The organism is Roseovarius sp. MMSF_3281, from assembly GCF_030733685.1.
GTDB lineage: Bacteria > Pseudomonadota > Alphaproteobacteria > Rhodobacterales > Rhodobacteraceae > Roseovarius.
Map to the genome: position 1 here is coordinate 1 of NZ_JASHIM010000037.1, position 18,889 is coordinate 18,889.

The 18,889-nt window shown below is 61.4% G+C and carries 19 protein-coding genes and 1 pseudogene; 13 read left to right on the plus strand and 7 right to left on the minus strand.

The window, feature by feature from the left end:
* The 11 genes from RBB32_RS20375 to RBB32_RS20425 all read left to right on the plus strand — a co-directional run.
* Positions 1–1,767: VirB4 family type IV secretion system protein (locus tag RBB32_RS20375; RefSeq protein WP_306155465.1), on the plus strand; the 1,767-nt coding region annotated here is incomplete at its 5' end.
* Positions 1,764–1,931: a hypothetical protein gene (locus RBB32_RS20380; protein ID WP_306155467.1), complete on the plus strand. Its 168-nt coding sequence runs from the start codon at positions 1,764–1,766 to the stop codon at positions 1,929–1,931. The genes RBB32_RS20375 and RBB32_RS20380, both read left to right, overlap by 4 nt.
* Positions 1,932–1,986: 55 nt before the next feature.
* The gene (locus tag RBB32_RS20385) at positions 1,987–3,075 is read left to right on the plus strand and encodes a lytic transglycosylase domain-containing protein (protein WP_306155494.1); all 1,089 of its coding nucleotides are present in this window, start codon (positions 1,987–1,989) and stop codon (positions 3,073–3,075) included.
* Positions 3,075–3,884 carry a type IV secretion system protein gene (locus RBB32_RS20390; RefSeq protein ID WP_306155495.1) on the plus strand — a complete coding sequence of 270 codons (810 nt, stop codon included), beginning with the start codon at positions 3,075–3,077 and terminating at the stop codon, positions 3,882–3,884. Before RBB32_RS20385 ends, RBB32_RS20390 begins: the two co-directional genes overlap by 1 nt.
* A 114-nt stretch (positions 3,885–3,998) precedes the next feature.
* A complete protein-coding gene (locus tag RBB32_RS20395) occupies positions 3,999–4,652 on the plus strand; it encodes a virB8 family protein (RefSeq protein ID WP_306155468.1) in 654 nt (217 codons plus the stop codon).
* Between the two features lie 101 nt (positions 4,653–4,753).
* Positions 4,754–5,449, plus strand: coding sequence for a TrbG/VirB9 family P-type conjugative transfer protein (locus tag RBB32_RS20400; RefSeq protein WP_306155470.1), 696 nt, complete (start codon positions 4,754–4,756; stop codon positions 5,447–5,449).
* Positions 5,446–6,825, plus strand: a complete 1,380-nt coding sequence (locus RBB32_RS20405; protein ID WP_306155472.1) for a TrbI/VirB10 family protein — start codon at positions 5,446–5,448, stop codon at positions 6,823–6,825. Before RBB32_RS20400 ends, RBB32_RS20405 begins: the two co-directional genes overlap by 4 nt.
* 4 nt (positions 6,826–6,829) lie before the next feature.
* Positions 6,830–7,816 (plus strand): ATPase, T2SS/T4P/T4SS family, encoded by a 987-nt coding sequence (locus tag RBB32_RS20410; RefSeq protein ID WP_306155474.1) that lies wholly within the window; start codon positions 6,830–6,832, stop codon positions 7,814–7,816.
* Positions 7,813–8,001 carry a hypothetical protein gene (locus RBB32_RS20415; protein WP_306155476.1) on the plus strand — a complete coding sequence of 63 codons (189 nt, stop codon included), beginning with the start codon at positions 7,813–7,815 and terminating at the stop codon, positions 7,999–8,001. Before RBB32_RS20410 ends, RBB32_RS20415 begins: the two co-directional genes overlap by 4 nt.
* Entirely contained in the window at positions 7,998–8,402 is a 405-nt protein-coding gene (locus RBB32_RS20420; RefSeq protein WP_306155478.1) for a hypothetical protein, read from the plus strand. The genes RBB32_RS20415 and RBB32_RS20420 overlap by 4 nt, the downstream gene beginning before the upstream one ends.
* 6 nt (positions 8,403–8,408) lie before the next feature.
* Positions 8,409–9,488 carry a type IV secretion system protein gene (locus RBB32_RS20425; protein ID WP_306155480.1) on the plus strand — a complete coding sequence of 360 codons (1,080 nt, stop codon included), beginning with the start codon at positions 8,409–8,411 and terminating at the stop codon, positions 9,486–9,488.
* A gap of 113 nt (positions 9,489–9,601) precedes the next feature.
* Here RBB32_RS20425 and RBB32_RS20430 read toward each other — a convergent pair whose 3' ends face one another.
* From RBB32_RS20430 to RBB32_RS20445, 4 genes are read right to left on the minus strand one after another with little or no spacing between them, the layout of a single operon-like run.
* Complete coding sequence (locus tag RBB32_RS20430; protein WP_306155481.1) at positions 9,602–10,060, minus strand: hypothetical protein; 459 nt, start codon at positions 10,058–10,060, stop codon at positions 9,602–9,604.
* 14 nt (positions 10,061–10,074) lie between these two features.
* Positions 10,075–11,274: a nucleotidyltransferase gene (locus tag RBB32_RS20435; RefSeq protein WP_306155483.1), complete on the minus strand. Its 1,200-nt coding sequence runs from the start codon at positions 11,272–11,274 to the stop codon at positions 10,075–10,077.
* Positions 11,271–12,308: a CBASS cGAMP-activated phospholipase gene (locus RBB32_RS20440; RefSeq protein ID WP_306155485.1), complete on the minus strand. Its 1,038-nt coding sequence runs from the start codon at positions 12,306–12,308 to the stop codon at positions 11,271–11,273. Before RBB32_RS20440 ends, RBB32_RS20435 begins: the two co-directional genes overlap by 4 nt.
* A gap of 14 nt (positions 12,309–12,322) precedes the next feature.
* Positions 12,323–12,547: a DUF2188 domain-containing protein gene (locus tag RBB32_RS20445; protein WP_068248055.1), complete on the minus strand. Its 225-nt coding sequence runs from the start codon at positions 12,545–12,547 to the stop codon at positions 12,323–12,325.
* A 108-nt stretch (positions 12,548–12,655) separates the two neighbouring features.
* On the opposite strand from RBB32_RS20445, the gene RBB32_RS20450 reads away from it, so the two are divergent.
* Together RBB32_RS20450 and RBB32_RS20455 are read left to right on the plus strand one after the other, a co-directional pair.
* Positions 12,656–13,735: an XRE family transcriptional regulator gene (locus RBB32_RS20450; protein WP_306155488.1), complete on the plus strand. Its 1,080-nt coding sequence runs from the start codon at positions 12,656–12,658 to the stop codon at positions 13,733–13,735.
* Positions 13,732–14,238 carry a type II toxin-antitoxin system VapC family toxin gene (locus RBB32_RS20455; protein ID WP_306155490.1) on the plus strand — a complete coding sequence of 169 codons (507 nt, stop codon included), beginning with the start codon at positions 13,732–13,734 and terminating at the stop codon, positions 14,236–14,238. Before RBB32_RS20450 ends, RBB32_RS20455 begins: the two co-directional genes overlap by 4 nt.
* A 155-nt stretch (positions 14,239–14,393) precedes the next feature.
* On the opposite strand, the gene RBB32_RS20460 is transcribed toward RBB32_RS20455, so the two are convergent.
* The 3 genes and pseudogenes from RBB32_RS20460 to RBB32_RS21410 all read right to left on the minus strand — a co-directional run.
* A complete protein-coding gene (locus RBB32_RS20460) occupies positions 14,394–16,394 on the minus strand; it encodes a type IV secretory system conjugative DNA transfer family protein (RefSeq protein ID WP_306155497.1) in 2,001 nt (666 codons plus the stop codon).
* An 8-nt stretch (positions 16,395–16,402) separates the two neighbouring features.
* Positions 16,403–18,736 (minus strand): relaxase/mobilization nuclease domain-containing protein, encoded by a 2,334-nt coding sequence (locus RBB32_RS20465; RefSeq protein ID WP_306155492.1) that lies wholly within the window; start codon positions 18,734–18,736, stop codon positions 16,403–16,405.
* Positions 18,723–18,889, minus strand: a pseudogene (locus tag RBB32_RS21410) (transposase); the annotation flags it as partial. The pseudogene RBB32_RS21410 and the gene RBB32_RS20465, both read right to left, overlap by 14 nt.

An 18,889-nucleotide genomic window follows, 5' to 3' on the forward strand; every position in this document is an offset into this window, starting at 1 on the left:
CAGGAACTGCCGCTCTATCCGGCGAACACCTATGGCTTCCTGTCCTTCAACGTCGCCAACACGCGAGTGACGTTTCAAGGCGATCACTTCGAGCTCTCCGAAGGAGTCGTGGGGCATCGCTTCGGCAAAAGCTTCACAATCGGGGAATATTCCGAAGCCACCTCCTGCACCATGTTCGACATGCTGAACCTGCCGGTCGACATGATTGTCACCCATTCCTTCACACCGATCAATTCCAACCTCATGGCGGGCCGCATCAAGCGGCAAAAGCGTCAGATGCAGGCCAGCCAAGATGCGGCGCTCTCGCTGATGGAAGCGCTCGATATCGCCGCAGATGATCTCGAGGCCAAGCGCCAGAGCTTTGGCGAGCACCACATGGTCGTGACAATCTTCTGCGACACGCTGGACGAATTGCAGACCCTTAGCGCGGAAATCGTCAATGCGGCCGCCGCCGAAGGCGTGAAGATGATCGGCGAGCGAGTCGCGGCCAAGGCGCATTACCTCAGCCAGCATCCCGGCAATCAGCCCAAACGCGTGCGTGCCAGCGCGATCACCAATCGCAACTTCGCGGATTTCGCGGCGTTCCATCGGACCCAGCTCGGCAAACCGGCCGAGAAAACCCCTTGGGGCAAGGTCATCACCTATCTCCCGACGCCCGAGCAGAGCGCCTACCGGTTTTCCTATCACGAGCAGGGGTCACCCGACAAAGAACCCACCAGCGGCCATACCCTGATCATGGGGCGGCCCGGGTCAGGTAAGTCTGTGCTTTCGGCCTTCCTGATGACCCAGGCCCGTCGCGCGGGCGCCCGGATCTTCGTCTTCGATTACCGTCTCGGTATGGAGATGGCGGTCCGCGCCAATGGCGGGCGCTACGCATCGCTCAAAGCCGGCCAACCCACGGGCCTCAACCCGCTCTGGACCGAGACCGATGCGCGCGGCACCGCCTGGCTCTCGGACTGGCTCGCCACCCTACTCTATCGTGCCGACAAGCCGCTGACGCCCGCGCAAACAAATCGCATTCAGGAAGTCGTACGCCAGAATGCGCAGGCCACGAACCCAGCCTTGCGAAACTGGCGCGACTTCGCATCTCTTTTTGTGTCCACCGATGATGGCGGCGATCTGCACCAACGTCTGCTCGAATGGACCGAAGAGGGCCGCTATGGCTGGATCTTCGGACAGACGCTGGAAGACACGTTTTCACTCGAAGGCGATGTGGTCGGCTTCGATCTCACCGGCATTCTCGACAGCGAGGCTGAGAAAGAGCGGATGGCGGTCCTCTCCTATCTCTTCCGCCGGGTCGAGCGCGAGATCGAGGACCGCCGCCCCACCATCATCGTCATCGACGAAGCCTGGAAAGCGCTCGACAACGCGTATTTCGCCGAGCGGCTGTCGAACTGGCTGGTAACCGCACGCAAGCAGAACACCGTTGCGGTAATGATGACGCAATATGCCAGTCAGCTCGAGCGAACGCGGACCGGCAAGACCATCGTCGAGGCGGTGCCGACGCAGATCCTGCTGCCCAATATCCGCGCCAATGCCTCGGACTACGCCATGCTGAACCTCACGGAGAAGGAGCTCGACGTCCTTCTCAACACGGGCAGCAACAGCCGCCTCGCACTGATCCGCGACGATCAGGGCTCAATCGTCGTCGATGCCGATCTGAGCGCCCTCGGGCCCAATCTCACCATCCTCGGCGGCATGGAAAAAGGCGAGGCGCTGGTCGGCGCCGATTACCGCGACCGCCCAGACTTTTGGAGGCTTTCATGATTCGTACTCTGTTTCTTCTAACCGCGCTCGGCGCTTTGGCCTCCTGCGCCCAGTACCAGGAACCGCAGGCGAACTGCTTCACCTTCTTCGCGTCCACGGCACCTGTCGCGCCTGATTGCACCTTTACGCCTCTAGATGCGCCGGAGGGCAACATTGAAGTCTAGCCTGCCTCATATCCTGACACTTTGCCTGCTGCCCGGTCTCGCCTTGTCTCAAGGCGTGCCGACCAATGACAGTGGGCTGACCGCGCGTGATATCGTCGAAACAGGCGATCGCGAGGCTGACTTGGCCGTTCAGGCGGACAAGCTTGCCGTGCGCGAACTCATTGCCGAGATCGAACGCGACCAACTGGAAACCCTGCAACGCATCCTCGATGCCCAGACCAGCTTCGGCGGTCAGGGCCTGCCCGCGATGATTTCAGGGCTGGAAACCGGAAGCGGCGATCCAGCCCGTTCCGTCGAAGCGGTCTACGGCAATGCCGACATCGACCCCAATCCCGGCGGCGCACAGATGTTCGGGGATGCCGCCGAAAACATCGAGCAGCTCATCATCCGCGTCGCCCAGGAAACCAGCGGCTTCGCGGGCGTGGGCCGCGCGGGCCTCTCCCCAGTCCAATGGCGCGCACTCCTACAGGCGCTCATCTGGCAGGAAAGCCGGTTTACCATCGGTGCGCGCTCGCCCGTTGGCGCCTTTGGCCTCACCCAGATCATGCCCGGCACCGCCAGCGATCTCGGGATCAACCCGGAATATTATGACAGCCCCTACCTGCAGGTGCATGGCGGCGCGCGCTATCTCGCCACCCAGCTCAACACCTTTGACGGCAATATCATCAATGCGCTCGCCGCCTATAACGCCGGACCCGGTCGCGTGTTCGAATATGGGGGCGTGCCACCCTTCCGCGAGACCCAGCACTACGTCCAGGTCATCCCCGAACGCTACAATCTCTACCTGAGCCGCATCGGCGGGATCGAAGCGCTCGGCACGATCGATCCGGCGCTTCTCGCCAATGCGAACCTCTCGATGACCGGGCATGGCGCGGCTTTCTATGGCAACAACTCACCCGCTGCGATCCGGCAGGCCGCCCTGCGCATTGCGGATATCGTCGAGCGGATTTCCGAGACGGAAGACATGCAGGAAAGCGTCGCGCTCAACACCTATGCCCGCGCCGAACTCGTGCGTCTCGTCGCCGCGCGTATTCGTCTTCAAGCGGCGCGGACCCGCGTGCTTTCGGCCGAGGAATTGGCACAGGCCAGCGCCCGCATGGCCGAGGGCGCCTTCATGGAATTCACGATCAGGGAGATTGAATGATGGGACGGATGTTTCTGAGAACGGCCTTGGCCACAACGCTTGGGGCTTGCCTGCATCTCGGCACCCTCTCCCCTGCCCTGTCACAGGGCGTACCCGTCGTCGACACCCAGAACATCGCGCAAAACATCCAGCAGCTCCGGCAGATGATCGAAGACGAGATCCTGCAGAACGAGCAGCTGACGCAGCTCCGCGAACAGCTTGCCACACTCACGGACCAACTCGCGGAGCTGCAACGAACCTATGAGGCACTGACGCGCCTCGCCGAACTTCCCGAGATCATCCGCACGGAAATGGAAGACGAGTTGAACGGCCTGCTCGATCAGGAGTTCGGGGACATCCTCGCCACAATTGAGGCCATCAAGACGGGGGATTTCTCTGGCCTATCGGGCTCCGGCGCGGGCGAGATCGAAACCCAGATGGAACGGGTCCTGGCCGATCTCGGCTTTGACGACGGCACCCTCTCGGAAATGGCCACCAGCGGCAATCCGGGCGCGAACCGTGTGGCGACGCAGGCAACAACCGGCGCGCTCGTCTCGGCCGCTGCCCAGAACAGCTATGAGGACGCGGGGCAATCGCTCGAGCGGGTCGACCGCCTTGTCGGACTCATCGATGACATGGACGAACTGAAGGAAAGCATCGACCTCAACACGCGGGTGACGGCGGAGCTGGCAATTGCCCTCGTAGCCATGTGGCAGCTTGAGGCCGTACAAACCGTGGGTGACGGCACAGGCGGTGTGATCGATGCCGCCACTATCGCCGAGGAGCAGCGGTTTATGGACTTCACGCTGCCCGAGTTGCGGGCTGATTAAGGCGTTTCGAAATTGACCCAGACTATCAAGTATCGGTTTTCGCGTTCGAGCGCAGCGAGAGGCAGCGAAGAACCGATGCCGCTTGTTTCGAAACGCCGAGCGGGGTTGTGACAGGTGGCGAGTGAACAAGAAATCATCGAAGAAGAGCTGGTCTATGGTGCGCTGCGCCGCGAACGGCTCTGGCAGCGCCTTGGGCTCATCGGGCTCATCTTCGGCATTCTCGGATGCCTGAGCGCGGCGACTGTCGCAATTCTGGATGTCGATCCGCCGCCTGTGGTCGTGCCCTATGATCCCGAGACAGGCTTTGCCCTGCCCGAGGCCTCGGTGGGCGCTACTTCGGTGACCGCCAACCAGGCGATCATCGAGGCGGAGGTCTTCCGATATGTGACCGACCGCGAGGTCTACAACCAGCTCGACAATGATCTGCGTATCCGCAGTGTTCTGCGCCGCTCGGATGGGGCGGCCGAAAGCGGGCTGCGCCAGATCTGGAACAGCGCCAACGAGAATTATCCGCCGACGGTCTATGGCCGCAATGCCAGGCTTGATGTCGAAATCCTCAGCATCAACCGGATCGGAACCAACCGCGCCACCGTGCGCCTGCGCAAGCGCCTGACATCCCTCAATGGTGTCCAGACAGGCCTCTTCACCGCCACGCTCCTCTTCGAGTTCCGCCCCGAGACCCGCCGCTCCATAGATGAGGTCTGGACCAACCCCTTCGGCTTCACGGTCCTCGAATATTCCATCCGCTCCGACAGATTGGAGAATTAATGCGTTTCTGGAATTCACATCAAAGTATCTCGTCGCCAATGTCCCGAGAGCGCGCAGCGCGGCAGGGTATTGGCGACGCGACTCATTCCGGAAACGCATGGTTGTTCCGTAAGTTATTTGTTGCTGGCCTGTTGGTCTTACTGCCCGGCCTTGCTTTCGCCGAAGCCATCCCGCGTGGCGGGCCCAATGACAATCGGGTGCGGCTGGCAACATATCAAGAAGGTCAGGTCTACCGCCTCAGCGTGTCGCTTACCCATGTGACCACGGTCGAGTTCGGGGAAGGCGAGAGCATCCGCTCGATTATCGCAGGCGACACGGAAGGCTTCGAGATTGACGGCGTGCCGGGCGGTCAGGCCTTCGCGATCAAGCCCGTCGCGCGCGGGGTGCATACCAATGTGACCGTCTATACGAACCGGCGGAGCTACTATTTCAACGTCCAGGAGACCCGCAGCCCAACCTTTTACGTGGTCCAGTTCCGCTATCCGGACGACAATGCACGGCCCACACGTGCCATCGCGGCCCAAGCGCCGAACTATAATTACGGTGCAAGCGCGCGGACCGAGTTCACCCCCACCCGCGTCTGGGATGACGGGACGTTTACGTATTTCGAATTCCCACGGAATGCGCCGGTGCCCGCGATCTTCCGCTACGCGAATGGCCGAGAGCGGACGGTCAACACGCAAGCCACCGAGGACGGCGTGATCCGGGTTTCAGGCGTGAACCGACAATGGGTGCTGCGGATCGGAGAGGAGGTGGTCTGCATCGAGGCCACACCACCTGCGGGGGTAGGCTCATGAGCGATACTGGAAACGCAGACCTCGAGAAACGCCTCGCTGCTCTAGAACAAGGCAAGGGCGCTGGTTCGCCCCCTGCCCCACGGCGCTCACCGCTGCTCGCTTTGGTCGTCGTCCTCGTGATCGGCGCGGGCGGTGCATTGCTCTATCTCATGTCCCAACCCGAAGAGGAAGAAGCCCTGGCCACGGCCACGCCCGACGTGTTCCAGAACGAAGGTGACGGGTTTGGTGCCATCGAAACCCTGCCCCCGCCTGAGCCTGAGGTGGTTCTGGTCGCGCCGGAACCGGTGGAACCCAACGCCGAGCTTCTGGCCCAGCTCGCAGCCCTTCGGGCCCAGATTGAAGAATTACGCGACGCGCCCGAGCCGGTGGTGGAAGAGGATACCGCAGCCGCCGAAGCCATTGATGCGCTGACCGCCCAGATCGCCGCCCTGCAGTCCGCCTCGGAAGCCGCACAGCAGCAGTTTCGCGATGAGCTCACGGCGCGCGATCGCGAGCTGGAGCAACTCCGCATGGACCTCGAACTCGCACAGCTCGAGGCCAACCGCCCCCTCCCCGCACCCGTTGGCCCGACCGAGGACGAGCTGCGCGCGCGGGAAGAAGAACGGCTCCGCCGCGAGGAAGAAGCACGACGGCTCGCGGAACTTGAACGCCGCGCGGCCGAGGAGCGTGCGTTTCAGGAACGACGCATCACCTCACCCACCATCGCCTTTGGCGGCACCTCCGGCGCGAATGAAACGGCACTGACCGAGCGCACCTTTGGCGAGGTGACGGATTTCGTGTTGAACGGCGCGCTGCCCACGTCCGTCACGCAGGCCGAAGTCATCGCCAATCCCTCCAACACGATCATCCAGGGCACCATGATCCAGGCCGTCATGGAAACCGCCCTCGACAGTTCCCTGCCCGGCCAGACCCGGGCCGTCGTCTCAGAAGATGTCTACAGTTTCGATGGTTCCCGCCTCCTGATCCCGCGCGGCTCCCGCCTCATCGGGCGCTATCGCTCCGGCGTCGATATCGCGCAGCGCCGCGTCACCATCGCCTGGGACCGGATCATTTTGCCTGACAACCAGACCATCCAGATCAGTTCCTTCGGGGGCGATGAACTTGGCCGCTCAGGCGTCACCGGCTTTGTCGACACGCGCTTTGACGAACGCTTCGGCTCGGCGGCGCTGATTTCTCTGATCTCAGCGGCCCCAAGCGCCGCTGCGGCAAATGTACAGGACGAGACCGCTGCGGACGTGCTGGAAGACGTGGGCGATGATCTGGCAGATGCGACGGACAGCGTCATCGGCGATTATCTCTCCATCGGTCCCGTCATCTATGTCGACCAGGGCGACCGCGTCACGGTGATGGTCGACCGCGATCTGGAGATATTCTGAGCCCATGTCGCTGAGCTATCTTCAGACCTCCCTCGACCGGATCGACGCCGCCGCCCGCGACGACGTGATCGAGATCTGCATCAATCCCGATGGCATCTGCTGGGGAGAATTCCAGGGCGATCACTTCATGCGAAAGCTGGACCAGGCGTTGACCACAACCGAAGTGAAAGACCTCGGCAACCAGATCGCCTCCTCGGCCAATACCACGCTGAGCAAGGACAGGCCGATCGTCTCGGTCTCGATCAATTACAAAGGCCGACCGATCCGAGCACAGGTCATCACGCCGCCTGCTGTTCTCTCGGCCATGTCGATCAGCCTGCGGTTCTTCTCGAGCCTACCGCTTGACGGGATTGCGCTTGATTTCCTCTACGGCAAGGAACGCAAGCTGGAAGAACTCCGCCTCGAGAAAACCCGGGAACTGCGTGAGGTCGTAGCCGCAGGCGTGATCGATGATGCGCTGGCCTTCTGCGTCGAGAACAAGCTCAACATGATTGTCTCGGGCGGCACCTCCACCGGCAAGACTGTCGCTGCGCGGAAGATCCTCTCTCACGTGCCATCCGAGGAACGCATCGTCACCATCGAGGAAGCCGCAGAACTTCTGCCGACCCAGCCGAATGCCGTGACCCTCATCGCCAATCGCGATGCGGAGTTCCAGTCAGCCGATGCGCTTCTGACCGCGACACTGCGCATGCGTCCCGACCGGATCATCCTCGGCGAGGTGCGCGGCAAGGAGGCCATGACCTTCCTCGAAGCCATCAACACGGGCCATGGCGGCTCAATGACCACGCTGCATGCCGAAACCCCGCAATTGGCCGTCCAACGCCTCGCGATCGCGGCGCTCAAGACCGAGATCCCGATGACCTATGCGGACATGATCCAGTACATCGAGAACTCCATCGACGTGATCATCCAGGCCGGTCGTCATGACGGCCGGCGCGGTATCACCGAATTCTACCTGCCCGGCGCAACTGAGATTGGAGCTTCCCAATGAAGACCTTTGAATATGACATCCTGTTCTTCCAGGTGAAGAAGCAAAAGGACTACGACGCGATGCGAAGTGCCTTAAATGAGCGCGGCGCGGAGGGGTGGGAAGTCATCACCGCCGAGGCCGGTGACTACGGCTACACCACGTTCTTGAAGCGCGAGACTGCTGGTACGAAGGCGGCATCAGAATGATGCGAGCCGTTGCAATCGGAAGCCTGCTCGTCGTTCTCGGCGCGACCGCTGGCGTCGCCGAACGGAACCTGATCCCAACGCTCGACAACCAGCCGGATGTCTGCCCAGACCAGCCTCCCGAACCACAGTGGATGCAAGACATCGATGTACGCGAGTCCCACAAACGGCTCCTGATACAACAAATCTATCGGGCTCAGAGCATGCGACGCATCGTTGAAGCCCAAAGCTGTGAATGTCCTACGCGGTATCCGTCATGGAAGGCAGCTGAAGGCGTCTTCGTCGAGCATTTCGCCGCATCTGAATACTGGGACATCGTGGAAGCGACTTCAGATTACCGACGGCAGGCAAATGAGCTTCGGCGCGAAGCCATGCCAATCTGCCAAGCCGCTGGAAACTGGTAGGGTTCCATGAGCGTCGTCACCTACTTCGTGGAAACGGCTGAAGGATATCTCAATACCGCTGCCGAGACTCAATTTGGCGCGGTTGCCGCAACAGTCGGAACGATGCTCGTACTCGGCACGACACTCGTTGTCATCCTGGTTTTCATCAACACGATCTACCAATATCGGGCGATGGACGGGCGCACGGCCTTTTGGCTCGCCGTGAAAGTGGGGTTGATAGGTGTCTTCGCGACAAACTGGGTCCAGTTCAACAACCTTGCCGCAGCGATCTTGAATGGAATCGACAGCATTGCAGGATCGCTTGTGGCGTCTGTCGGCGGCGGATCACCCGGTCCGTCCGGTACCTTTGCTGAGGAGTTCGACGACCTGATTGCAGCGCTCGGCGATTATCTGAATGCCGCGGGGTCTGAACTGAACTGGATGGCCGGTGCCCTGTTGGACACCCTTGGCGTTCTGCTGCTCTCGATCCTCGGTGGTTTGGCGGCATTCATTGTCGTTGCGTCTCGGCTCATGATCGCTCTTCTGATCGGGATTGCGCCGGTCATGATCTTCCTGACCCTCTTTGAAGTGACCAAGGATTATTTCGCGCGTTGGCTTTCGGCGCTGATTTCCTTTGCGATGTACCCGATCGTAGTTGCCGGTGTGTTCGCGACGATCACAGGTGTCTCTCGGGCGCTTCTTGCTGAGCTTGGCGACCCGGAAGGCGCCTCCAACATCGGCGCGCTCATTCCCTTCTTCATGATGGTGCTGATGGCAAAGGGGTTCATCATCGCAACGCCATTCCTGGTTCGGGCGATCTCCGGCAACATCATGATGCCAGCACTGTCGGCCGGGTTCGGGGGAAGCTATGCCTTCGCCCGAGGGCTCGCAGGTAGCCAGCAGGTCTACAACCGATACGCTATCGGGGGCGCGACAGGGGCGGAATACGCAGCCCTGCGCGCGCGCCAATTCTTTGGTGTGCAGACTTTACCAAGCCGCCCAGGTTCAGCGAGCGGTGCAACTGCAGGTCCGTCCGGTGACAAGACCGGCACGGGAGCCCGAATGTTGGATCAGCTTTCCAGACTAGGTCGGCTCGGAAGGCGGTGAGGCGACAGAGACAAAAACTTGCCAAACCGCAAAGGTTTCGCCGCAGGTTTTGTCATCGCTAAACGGTTGACCCTCGCGGCACAAGGCACGTGGCCAAAAACGAATGGACAATTTCAGCACCGAGCCACGGCCCTGCGCATCGCCCGATTGCCAACTGGATCAGGCTCTTCGCCGGGGTGTTGCCCTTCACCTTTCCAGTCGTCTGACCAAAGCCAATCTTCGAAATAATAGAGCCAAAGGTAAGTCCACGGAATGATGGTTTGGTCGATCCGCTTCCGCGCTTCCCATTCCCTGGCACCTGGAAGATAAAGACAGAGGCGCAGCGGATCTCTGTAGACGTGAGGCAAAGGACGCCCTGCCGCCAGCAACTCCAGATCCGGGTCGTTTATCTGAACATCGGGCGTTTGGCCCAGCTGAAACGTGATAGTGGCAAGATAGGAGCGCGCCAAGGCGGTCGGTCGTATTGGCTCTTGCCATGTCAATTTGTTTGCGCGGACCTGCCCCACACCACTGATAGCCGGGCTTGCCTTCAGGAACAGCAGCTGCTGCGAAAGGGTCAGGTCGCATTGCACGCCTCGTCCTATCATCAATCACCGAAGAACGTATTTGCGGGCACGGTGGTTGATGCTGCGACCTTCGATGTCGTCAGCCCGACCACAGGTGCGACAGAAAGCAGACCCGATTTGCGACCATCCGACACCGCATTGACGCGATTGCCGAGGACCCGTCCGGTGACACCAGAACCGAACGAACGCTCCATGTTCAGGGACAAGCGGTCCTGACCGACTGCGTCTCGAAGGGCCTCAAAATCGGACAGGGCTTGCGCATGCCACGCATAGAACGCTGGTGCCCGGCGTTCATCCTTATTCCAGTTGTCTGCGAAGTTTTCCCCGTTGGTAGTCTCGTTCAGGATGGCATAGCCCCGCCGTCCGTCCAGAATAGGGCGGTCGATGAAGTGCGGCATCATCCGGATCGTTTCGACGAGCAGGTCCATTTCGTCTTGGAAGACGTGCTTGCGCACGCAATAGGCATAGGACTGCATTGCAAGGGTGGTGATTATGACGGAAATCGGGGCCACGTCTTGCGTGTTGTTCTCATAAAAAACGTCGCGGTGCCGTTTGAGCAATTGCACGATGCGGCGCAGGATACCCTTCACTGCTTCTCGGACTGGGAATGGCTCTACCTTCGCCTCGTCCCGCTGCATGGCGATGAACTTACCCACAAAGGTAGGTTGAAGTGCCGCGCGCTCGTCGAACAGTATCTTGTAGGCCCTCGGATTTGTCGGATGCCATTCTTTCAAAGCCCGGTCGGGCACCAGCTCGCCCCGGTTGATGCAGGCCGGGTTTGCGATAGTCGGGGACAGGTCAAGATGGAAGTCCCCCGCATAGTTAAGACGCCAGCAGCGCTTCTTTTCTTCGAGAATGCGCACGTAGGAGGCGTGTTCCTTCAGCCGATTGCCAACTGCCGCTTTTAGGACAGCCGGGGAGATGCCTGAAGCGATACCTGGACAAAAGCAGATGAGATCGACATCGAATTCCCGCCTCCCGATCGGCTTCACGGCCGTTCCAAGTGCACTAGACCCTTGAAGATAGACCATAACACTGACGAGTAGCGGATCAGCCGATGCGGACAGCCAGTCTCCGACGGCACCATAACTCTGGCGCGCACGATCAAACTGGGTTTCGGTGAGGTCCAGATCCTCGCCGATCTCATCAAGGATGGTGAATATCTGCGTGCGCCGACGAATGTCACTGTCGGTCAGCGGCTGTCGCAACATCTGATTCATGCCGCATTCTCCTTGAGTTGATAGACCGGCACGAAGGCGTCGGCGGGCTGGGTGAAAAAGATCGGGGTCAGGTGGGGCTTTGCTCTTCGTGCTTCTGACATGCCGAGGCCTTTCAGGCGGCCGATCTTCGTGGTGTCATCCAAAGTGAAAAAACCACTCGGGACAGACGGCGAGATGCGGTAGATGCGATCCCCATCGTAAGGGTGTCCCGTCAGAAGTTTTGCCATACCGAGGGCGCCATGTGATTGCCCATCCGCGTAAAGGTTGAGGACTTTGAGCCCGAGACCGGCAACCCCGGGCCTTTCGGGCAGCATGTAGACCTCGTCCAGACACCCCAGACTCAGAATGCGCAGGTCTGACGGATGCCACCCCAGAAGGGTGATGGCTTCGACGACGGCAATGGCCGTGGGGTTGTTGGCCCATGTCCCGCCATCGGTCAGCCCAATATCATCAGCAGTGCGATGTCGCTTGAAATACGTAGGTGCCGCTGCCGTTGCCAGAGCAGCATCCAGCGCAGTCTTGCGATAATCGGTTTGCAGGCGCGCGTGATGCGCGGTCTTGTAGATATAGGGGCTGCGGAGATCGGCATCCCACGCTGGGATCACCAACCGGGTCTGTGAGTGCCCGATCAGATCGTCGTTCAGAACGGCCTTGAGCTCGCGGGCAAGAACTGCTGCATCGTGCTTTGGCCCGACAGCGTGCCGCCCTGTAGCGGTGAGGGTGCGCCAGGCCTGCTTCATCCACCCCGGGGACTCATCATCCGCCTTGTCCTGGCCGAAGATTAAAGGCCCGCGACGCTCGTAAAGATCGAGCAGTTCCTTTGCCGTGCGGCCGAGACCAAGGCCAAGCGCGATAATGCCACCCGTCGACGTGCCTGCGATGAGATCGAAATAGCGCCCGATGGGCTGGCCCAGCTCTTCCTCGAGCCCCGCAAGGAACGCAGCCGGCATCGTGCCCTTGATCCCACCCCCGTCGATGGAGAGGATGCGACGTATCTGCCCTTCGTTCCCACCGCTGCTCATCCTGACATCCATTCCGCTTATGCCCTTCAGCCTTTCGGCGGATACGGGTCCTTGCCATAGGTGTTGCGCTCGCGGATGCGACCGTTCTCGCCGTGGATCAGCATCTCGCTGCCCTGACGAATGGCGGATTCCCGCGCGGCCGTGATGGCCTCGCGCTGCGTGCCGTGGACGGAAGACGCGCGGGAACTACCCGCCCCCTTCACTGCCCAACCGCTCTGATGCGGCACAACATGCTGATTTTTCTTAGACATTTCAAACCTCATATGTCGATTTCGGTTGACGATTCGCCAACCTTGTGTTTAAATATATAGTATAATGTGGCGTTTATCAACCACAGAAATAACCGCCGGGAGAGGCTCATGTTCGGACAAAGACTCAGGCTTGCCCGCAAGCGGGCGGGTCTATCTATGCAAGCGCTCGCGGAGCGCGTAACCCCAAGCGTGTCAGCGCAGGCCATCAGCAAATACGAGGCGGACAAGATGATGCCGTCCTCGTCGGTGCTGGTCGGCCTCGGCAAGGCGCTCGGCGTGTCTCTGGACTTTCTGCTCGGCGGGCAGGTCGAAGCCCTGGAAAGCGTCGAGTGGCGGAAGAACTCGACCGCCTCGGCGCAGGATCGCGCGATGGCCGAATCCATCGTGATCGAGAAGCTCGAAGACTATCTCGCCATCGAGGACATCCTCGATCTGCACCTTGCCGATGACCCTTTTGCCGATCTGCGCGTGGATCAGATTGCCGATGAGGAGGCCATCGACGCCAAGGCGTGGGACGTGCGGCGCGAGTGGAAACTCGGGATCGACCCGATCCCGAGTATGACCGCCCTGCTCGAAGACAAGGGGCTCAAGGTCATCGAGGCCGATCTTCCCGAACGCATCAATGGGCTGGCCTGTCATGTCGAACGGGCGGAGGGCGCACCGACTGAAGTTATCGTCGTCTCGCGGCACACCAATGTCGAACGCAAGCGCTTCAACCTCGCCCACGAACTCGCGCACCGGATCATCACCGAAACCGGCAATGCCGCGCTGAAAAAGGAACCCTCGATGCACCGCTTCGCGGGGGCGTTCCTCATTCCGCGTGAGCATCTGGAACAGGAAGCTGGCCGAAACCGACACGGCATGACCTGGATAGAGATCATGCGGCTCAAGCGCACCTATGGCGTCTCCGCCGCCGCGATGCTCGTGCGGCTCGGCCAGGTGGGCATCCTGTCGAAAAGTGCTGTGGAATATGCGTTCAAGACCTATGCGCGAAGCTGGCGGCGCGAGGAGCCGGAGCCTATCGGTCTAGGCGAGGGCTTTGCGGCCTTCGAGAAGCCGCAGCGCTTCGAGCGCCTCGTCTGGCGCGCGCTCGGCGAGGAGATGATTTCCCCCGTGCGGGCGGCGCAGATGCTCGGGCTCCCCTTGAGCGTTGTCGAACGCGACATCAGGGGGCCTCGTGACCAGTGACCTGTGTTGTCGTCAATGATGCGTCCTGCCTGATCGACTTGAAGAAGGGAGAGTTGCTGCACGTCCTGCTGCGGCTGCCCTATCGCTTCATCGTGCCCCTGCCCATCCGTGAGGAGGAGCTGCTCGATTTCACGACGCAGGAATGGCGGATGCTCGAAGACGGTGGCCTCGCCACCTACGATCTGCCGGGCGAAGAGGTCGCGCGGGTTTTCGCTCTAAAGCGGGAACATAGTCGCCTGTCGGCCAATGATTGCTTCGCCCTCGTGACGACAACCTGTCAGGAAAACGGCATCCTCCTGACCGGCGACAACCTTCTGCGCAAGGTCGCCACCGCTCGCGCGGTGCGCGTTCATGGCGTCCTCTGGATCATCGACGAGCTGCACGCCGCCGAAGCCTGCGATGTCAGGCTTCTTGTCTCCGCCCTGCAAATCTGGCGGGCGGATGAGGCGGTCTTCCTACCCCCCGCCGAGATCGACAAGCGGCTGCGCCGTCTCGGGGCATAATCTGAACAAGGTGGAAATGGCTGGTCCCTGCCCACGACGTTCCGAGCGAAAGATCGAACGGTCATGCAAACCAGCCCCTTTTTTCGGGGTCAAAAAGCATCGTTTGTGACATTCAGCGTTACGGAAGCTACACGCAGGTCGCCATGCCCGCCACCCTATCGAACAACCAGCTTTTCACCACCGTCCTCTCGCAACATCGCTTCCATTTCTTCCAAGCCATCGACAGCAGAGCGCATCTGCGCCTCATCATCCAGGCCCACTGTCTCAGCATCCGCGACCTGGCCCCCAAAATCCATCTCCATCTGGCGCTGTTCATCTGCGACAACAGCTTGAACTACAGGCGCAGTCTTCTTTGGAGCGACATCAGTTTGCCCGGACGGTTTGCCATCAGCAGCCTGACGTGCGGCCTCAACATCGGCCTCGGGTCCGCCTGACCCATCCGGTGGCGGTGTCATCGGCATGGCGCGCATACTCAGCGGCAGATTGCCCTGCGGCCCCCCTCCCCCCGGCTCCGGAAACGGCAAATCGCCCGTCTGCGCCGCGTGGATCGCCTTGAACAGCCGATCATCGAAGTACTGGATCCGTTTTGCCCGGACAGGCATTTGGGCATCGATCACCATGACGATCTCATCGAGCGGCAGGCGGCGCGCCTCATCCTCAGGCAACAACGAGCTCTCTTCAGTCCGCGTGGATTGGCTGCGCCCTTCAAAGGGGTTCTTGCCGATGGACTGCGAACGCGTGATGACGGTCTTCGTGGTCTTGCCAACCGCCTTGCTCAGTTCCTCGACGGTTTTCTCATCCGAGGGCGTCAGGTAGAGCTTCACGCCGGCGTTGCCCTGCAGGGCGCGGCGGGTGTTCTCGCCGTAGATTTCATCGAGGGCGGGAATGGTCTGGGTGACCACGGCCAGGTGGCCGCGATAGGTGCGCAGGGTCTCGATGCTTTCGACCACGATCGGCATCTTGCCCAAGCGATTGAATTCATCGAGCATGATCATCACCGGCCAAGGCTCGTCGGGGCCGGGATCCTTTTCCTGCATGGCGGAGAGGAGATCGGAAAAGAAGAGCCGGATCAGCGGCGCCAGCGGCTTCACCATCAACGGTTGGACCACGAGATAGACGGAGAAGGGCTTCTTGCGGATCGTCCGGAAATCAAAGTCCGACACCGCCGTCGCCTCGTCTATAGCCGGGTTCTGCCATTGGTCGAGCCCCGAGGTCATCAGGAGCGAAACGTATGAGGTCAGCGTGTCGTTGTTGGTCGAGGCCAGACGCGTGAAGATCAGCTTGGCGGCCCTGTTCTCCACCTCGTGGCCGCGCGCGAAATACTCCTTCTGCTTGTTCCCGCCAGACGCGGCGATGCGGTAAATTTCTCCCAAGGTGGGGCGCTTACGCTGGAACGCCAACAGGCCGGCCGCCACGAAGAGATCGATCCCGCCCTTTAGCAACCCCTGCACCCGGTCGTTGTCGCTTTGCAGGAAGAGCGTCGCCAGTAGCTGCAGTTCCATCTGCTGGCGCGCGGGATCTTTCAGTTGATAGATGCGCAGGAGCGGGTTGTAGCGATGCGTGCGCTTGCCCTCCCAATCGGTGGGGGCAAAGCGATAGACCTTGTCGCCCTGGGCTGCGCGGTGCCGGGCCGTAGCCTCGAAACATTCCCCCTTCACATCGAGCGTCACTGCGGAGCCCTGCCAGGTCAGCAGGTTCGGAATGACAAAGCCCGTGGTCTTGCCGCGACCCGTGGGAGCCACGATCAGCGCATGCGGGAAGACCTTGGAGCAAATGTATTTCGCGCGGGATTTAGGATTGCCGAGTTTGCCGAGGATGAATCCGGTCCCTGGCTCTCCAAAAAAACCGTTTGCCTTCATTTCGCGCGCGCTCTGCCAATGGGTCTGGCCAAACCGTGTCAGGGCGGATCCCGAGAGAGCAAGGCTCAGCATCAAGCCAGCTGCGGCGAAGCTGCCGATGATCAGGTGGATGAGTTGGGCATCCTCTGGGCGGCGATCGAGGATCGCCAGATAGTTCTGCGCGATATAGGCAAAGTCGATCTCGGCCCCGAAGCCCAGATCCTGGTATGTCAGCACCGCCGAGGCGATGGTGTATCCTATGGCGGCGGTCACCAGCGTCACCAGCAGGACGCCCGTGGCGATCCGCGCCTTTCCCATGGCGGCGCTCAATGGACCTGGCCCCGCTCGTTCTCGCCATCCACGTCCGCAGCGCGGTGTTTTTCATACTCAGCATCGGCAAGATCATCGACCACCTGGCGCAAGGCCTCCGTATTGGCCGTCGCGGCATCGGATTGCAGGTAGACCTTGGCGACATAAAGCCGGTCGAGGCGGTCCTCTAGAACCTTGTCCAGCGCATCGGCATCACCGGATGTGAGCCGCACGAGTTGGCGAACGTCCAGCACCCGTGCGATCTCCTCGCGGAAGGCATCCCGTTCCGCCTCGGTCTCGAAGGGCGCAGACAACTCCCCCGCCCGCTCATGCTCCAGGACACGCGCAATCTCGTCTGTGAGGCGGCCGGTACGGTCAGACTGCGGCGCAGTTTCACCGCCGGCGGCTAGACGTTCGTCACGCGTGCCAACCCCAAGCCCCTCGCGCATCTCGGTTTCGCGGCGGACCTGATTGATGGCCTCAGTGTCCCGGATCTCCACAACGGCGGCATAGGTCGCGCCGAGCCCACGGGCGAGGTGGGACGGCATGTCCGGATAGCGCGCACGCAAGTCATCGGCGACCGCATCCGCAACGGACGTGCGGAGTTCGCGTGCCTCCATGATCCGGTCGACCTCGCGGGTGATCTCGCTGGCGCGGGCTGCATCAGTGATGGACTCCCTGTAGGGCTCAGACCGGTCGATCACATCGCCCGGACGTGCGAGCAGCTCCGGGTGTGCCTCGAGATACGCGCGCTGCTCCGTCTCGATCCGGCGCTCCGCCCGCGAGACGACCTGCCAATCCCGGTCCTCGATCTGCTGCGCTGTCAGGCCGTCTGCGCGCATCTCCTGACGGATTGTCCCTTCCATCGCCCGGACCGCGTCCTCGTGATAGTGGAACCGCTCGCTGACCGCTTTCTCCTCCACGACCCCATCCCGGCGCAGCACGTTCTCCCGTTCCAGAAGCGTGCCAAGCTCGACATGCACGTCATTCAGGATGTCACGCGCCTGTTCCAGATCGGCGCGGCGTTCGAGGTTCAGATCGCGCGCCTCAGCCACCTTGGAGAGATCATCGGCGATCCATTGATGCTCGAGAGCCGCATTCGAGGCCCCGGTCTCGATCCGGGCGACCACTTCCGCTGTGCTGATCCCAGTGCCGCGCAGGGCGGTGTCTATGCGCGACCGCAGGCGCGGCTCAGTGAGGCGCTCTAACTGGCTTTCTTGGATGTTTGCCTCTGAGTAGACCCCTCCCTCCGATGGTGCCTCAGACAACGTGCTCGAACGCAATCCGAGCGGCTGCATGTGCTGGACCTGCGTCTGAATCTCGATGAGGCGTTTTTCCAGCACGGGACGTTCCGCGTCAGACTTCTCGGCGATCATGCCCTGCACCCGGGCGAGCTTCTCCGCATAGAGGCTTCTCAAATCCTCAAAACTTTGATCCTCGGCCATATACACATCTCCTGTTCGGTCCACCTGCCCGCCGCGCGCCAGCACCTCGCCCGCGCGGAAGAGGGCTGCGGCAATATCCTCGCGGGCCTCGCGCGAAGCCTCCGCAGCAAGCGAGTGGTAGACAGTTCTGGTATTGGCGATCTCCGCCAGCGTCCGCGTCAGGTCGGCCCCCACGCGTTCGCGCTCGCGGGGCGCGCGCCCCTCTTCTTTCGCCGCATAGACCTCGCGGGTAGTGGCGGGGTAATGCACGACACCCCGATCTACCCGCCGCGTGGCCTCCAGCCGCACGCCATACTTTTCCGCCTCCTCGACCATGGCGAGGCGAAAGTCGTCATAGTTGAAGCGGTGGTTGCGCCCCAAAAAGAAGAACTCACCTTCCTGCGAGCGGCGGTTCAGCACCAGATGCGCATGGGGGTGATCGCGGTCCTCATGCACCGCGATGATGTAGTCGAAATGCCCCGCATCACTCTGGAAGAACCGCTCGGCCACATCCGTCGCGATATCGCGCACATCCTCACCGCGCGTGCCGATGGGGAAAGACATGAGCATGTGGGTGGTCTGCCCGAGCTTGGGCTTGAAGCCCGCATCCCACCGCTTGGCAAAGCGCTCGGTGAGGTCCTTGATGTCTTTAGCCTCGAGCTTCGCCTTGCCATCCAGGAAGCCACTCGAGTCCACGATATGGGTGGACTTTGTGGTCAGATAATCAAGCTGGTTTGCGAGCTGCGATTTGGTATGCGTGCCGCCGCCCCGGATCGCCTTGAAGACCGCTGGCCGGTGCCCCGCCGCCGCACGCACAAGCTGGCTCTGCTTGGCCACGTGCAGCCCCTGCATCGAGCCCCGGATCCGGCTCCAGCCATCCCTGAAGACCTCCCCGGTGACCGCGTCAACCGCATCATTCAGCCGCATGGGCAAACTCCCTCAGCGCGGCCGTGGCCTCGAGCTGCATCGCGTCGCGACGGCGGCGCAGGAGCAGATCGATCTCGTCAGCGGAATCCAGGATGAACCGGGCCAAGCCCCGCATCTGCGCAAGGCGCAATTCGGAGAACTCGGCCCCCGCGT